Origin of the sequence: Pseudomonas protegens (assembly GCF_003732485.1) — a bacterium.
In the GTDB taxonomy this organism is placed as follows: Bacteria; Pseudomonadota; Gammaproteobacteria; order Pseudomonadales; family Pseudomonadaceae; genus Aquipseudomonas; species Aquipseudomonas protegens_B.
In genome coordinates this window covers 336,929-339,758 of record NZ_MOAK01000073.1, presented here as the reverse complement: position 1 = coordinate 339,758, position 2,830 = coordinate 336,929, and the positions used below count along the sequence as shown (strand labels likewise).

Below are 2,830 nucleotides of genomic sequence, written 5' to 3'. Positions count from 1 at the left end.
GCGTCTGCCGCCTGCTTGGCCTTGAACATCATGTCTTGCAGACCCACCACCGAAATCAGTGCAGTGGCCTTGGTCAGAACCAGCCAGTTGTTGGTGAAGCCGGGAATCGCCAGGCGAATCATCTGCGGCACCATCACCCGGAAGAACACCTGGAAGCTGCTCATGCCGTAAGCCATGCCCGCCTCGGCCTGCCCCTTGGGGATCGCCATGAAGGCGCCACGGAAGGTTTCCGACAGATAGGCACCGAAGATAAAGCCCAGGGTGCCGATACCGGCGGCCAGCGGATTGAGGTCGATGTAATCGTCGTAGCCCAGCAGCGGCGCCACACGGTTCAGCAAGTCCTGGCCGCCGTAGAAGATCAGCAGGATCAGCACCAGATCGGGAATGCCACGGATCACCGTGGAATACAGATCACCGAGCCAGGCCAGCCAGCGCACCGGCGAGAGGCGCAGCGCGACCCCGATCAGACCCAGAACAATGGCCAGGGCCATGGACGACAAGGCGAGCTGAAGCGTCAGCCAAGCGCCATCGAGGATGACAGCCCCGTAGCCTTTCAACATGATTCAGGTCCTCGAAAATTGGGATGAAAAAATGGCGCAAACTTCAGAGATTCTGCTGCTTGCGCCATCTCGGACTGACTGTTTCGACGGTCTTACTTGCCGTAGATGTCGAAGTCGAAGTACTTGTCCTGGATTTGCTTGTACTTGCCATTCTCACGAATGGCAGCGATGGCGGCGTTGATCTTGTCCAGATCGGCCTTGTCACCCTTGCGCACAGCGATCCCTACGCCGTCGCCGAAGTATTTGACGTCAGTGAAGGCCGGACCGACGAAGGCGAAGCCCTTGCCGGCGTCGGTTTTCAGGAAGCCGTCATTCAACAGCGTAGCGTCCGCCACGGTGCCGTCGAGGCGACCGGCTGCCACATCCAGGTAGATTTCGTTCTGCGAGCCGTAAGGCTTGATCTGTGCACCCAGCGGCGCCAGGACTTCACGAGCGAAACGCTCGTGGATCGAGCCACGCTGCACACCGATATTCTTGCCTTTGAGCTCAGCCAGGCCATCGCTGACCTGAGTACCGGCCTTCATCACCAGACGGGCCGGAGTGTTGTAGTACTTGTTGGTGAAGTCCACGGACTTCTTGCGATCGTCAGTGATCGACATGGACGAGAGGATGGCGTCGATCTTGCGCACTTTCAGCGCCGGGATCAGACCGTCGAACTCTTGTTCGACCCAAACGCACTTGACCTTCATCTCTTCGCACAGGGCATTGCCGATGTCGTAGTCGAAACCGACGATGCTGCCGTCCGGCGCCTTCGAGGCAAACGGAGGATAAGCCGCTTCGATACCAATTTTCAGAGGCTTTTCATCGGCGAAAGTCGGCAGGGACAGCACGGACAGTGCCAGGGCGCCAAGAAGCACGAGTTTCTTCATCTTAGAACTCCATCGGTAAAGGGCGAAAACGGCAGAGTGAGCGACAGCCCAATATGCGAATGGGTGGAACCTGAATTGCCGCGCTGCGTCCCGGGAAGCCCACAAAGGACTCACACACAGGCAACGACGAGCGAGTGACCGGCATTCTAACGACAGGCTGGAAGCCGATATTTCCTCAATGCGACAACAAATTACAGAAGCATCGAGAATGCCGGCCCGGCACATTGACAGCTCTTCAAAACTATGCAAGAGCAAAAGACAGTAAACCGATCTATGTTGCAAATTGCGGGCCTATTATTCGCAAAGCCTTCTACTCCGGCAAGCGCAGCGTGATGACTTATTTTTCATATGGATATAAAAGGTCCTGAAATGGGGCTTGGCGTTTCCCATTGCCCCGAAAATGAGCGCGGGGTTACATCTTCGGCAACATCGGTAACATTCGGATACGCCTGCCGGAAATATCCGATATTTATTCGCCCCTCTTCGCTGGCAAAGCAGCCGCCGCAACAACCACGCAGCCCCGCAGTAATCAGCTTGCCGGCGAATCGTGTGGCCACAAAAAAGCCCCGCCCGGCACAAGGCCGGGCGGGGCTGGATGACTCGGAACCCCGCCTCAGGCGACGTTCATGGTCTTGTGGGTATCAATCAGATGCTGCACCACACTTGGGTCGGCCAAGGTGGAGATATCTCCCAGACCGTCGTACTCCGCCGTGGCAATCTTGCGCAGGATTCGCCGCATGATCTTCCCGGAACGAGTTTTCGGCAGGCCCGGTGCCCATTGGATGACATCTGGCGAGGCGATCGGGCCGATCTCCTTGCGTACCCAGTTCTTCAGTTCCAGACGTAGGGCTTCGCTCGGCTCTTCGCCACCATTGAGGGTTACATAGACATAGATGCCCTGACCCTTGATGTCGTGAGGCACACCCACCACCGCCGCCTCGGCGACTTTCGGGTGAGCGACCATGGCGCTTTCGATTTCGGCAGTACCCATGCGGTGCCCGGATACGTTGAGCACATCGTCCACACGACCCGTGATCCAGTAGTAGCCGTCTTCATCGCGACGGGCGCCGTCACCGGTGAAGTACATGCCACGGAAGGTCTTGAAGTAGGTATCGACGAAACGATCGTGATCGCGGTACAGGGTCCGCGCCTGGCCCGGCCAGGAATCGAGGATCACCAGATTGCCCTCGGCCGCGCCTTCGATGATGTTGCCCAGGTTGTCTACCAGGGCCGGCACCACGCCGAAGAACGGACGTGCCGCAGAACCCGGCTTCAGGGCATGAGCTCCCGGCAGCGGGCTCATCAGGGTGGCGCCGGTTTCGGTCTGCCACCAGGTGTCGACGATCGGGCAACGGGATTGACCGACGTTCTTGTAGTACCAGTCCCAGGCTTCCGGGTTGA

Annotated in this window: 3 protein-coding genes; all 3 read right to left on the bottom strand. The window is 58.3% G+C overall.

Annotated elements, in window-relative coordinates; genetic code table 11:
* Positions 1 to 560, bottom strand: a 560-nt coding sequence (locus BLX41_RS19780; protein WP_123726244.1) for an ABC transporter permease, incomplete at its 3' end; no start/stop codon positions are given.
* Between the two features lie 92 nt (positions 561 to 652).
* Positions 653 to 1,429 (bottom strand): ABC transporter substrate-binding protein, encoded by a 777-nt coding sequence (locus BLX41_RS19775; protein ID WP_102860678.1) that lies wholly within the window; start codon positions 1,427 to 1,429, stop codon positions 653 to 655.
* Between the two features lie 613 nt (positions 1,430 to 2,042).
* Positions 2,043 to 2,830: AMP-binding enzyme (locus tag BLX41_RS35805; RefSeq protein WP_259745022.1), on the bottom strand; the 788-nt coding region annotated here is incomplete at its 5' end.

Bases quoted from the DNA above. Each gene is read 5' to 3' on its own strand.
- BLX41_RS19775 (WP_102860678.1), bottom strand. From the start codon at position 1,429: ATGAAGAAACTCGTGCTTCTTGGCGCCCTGGCACTGTCCGTGCTGTCC.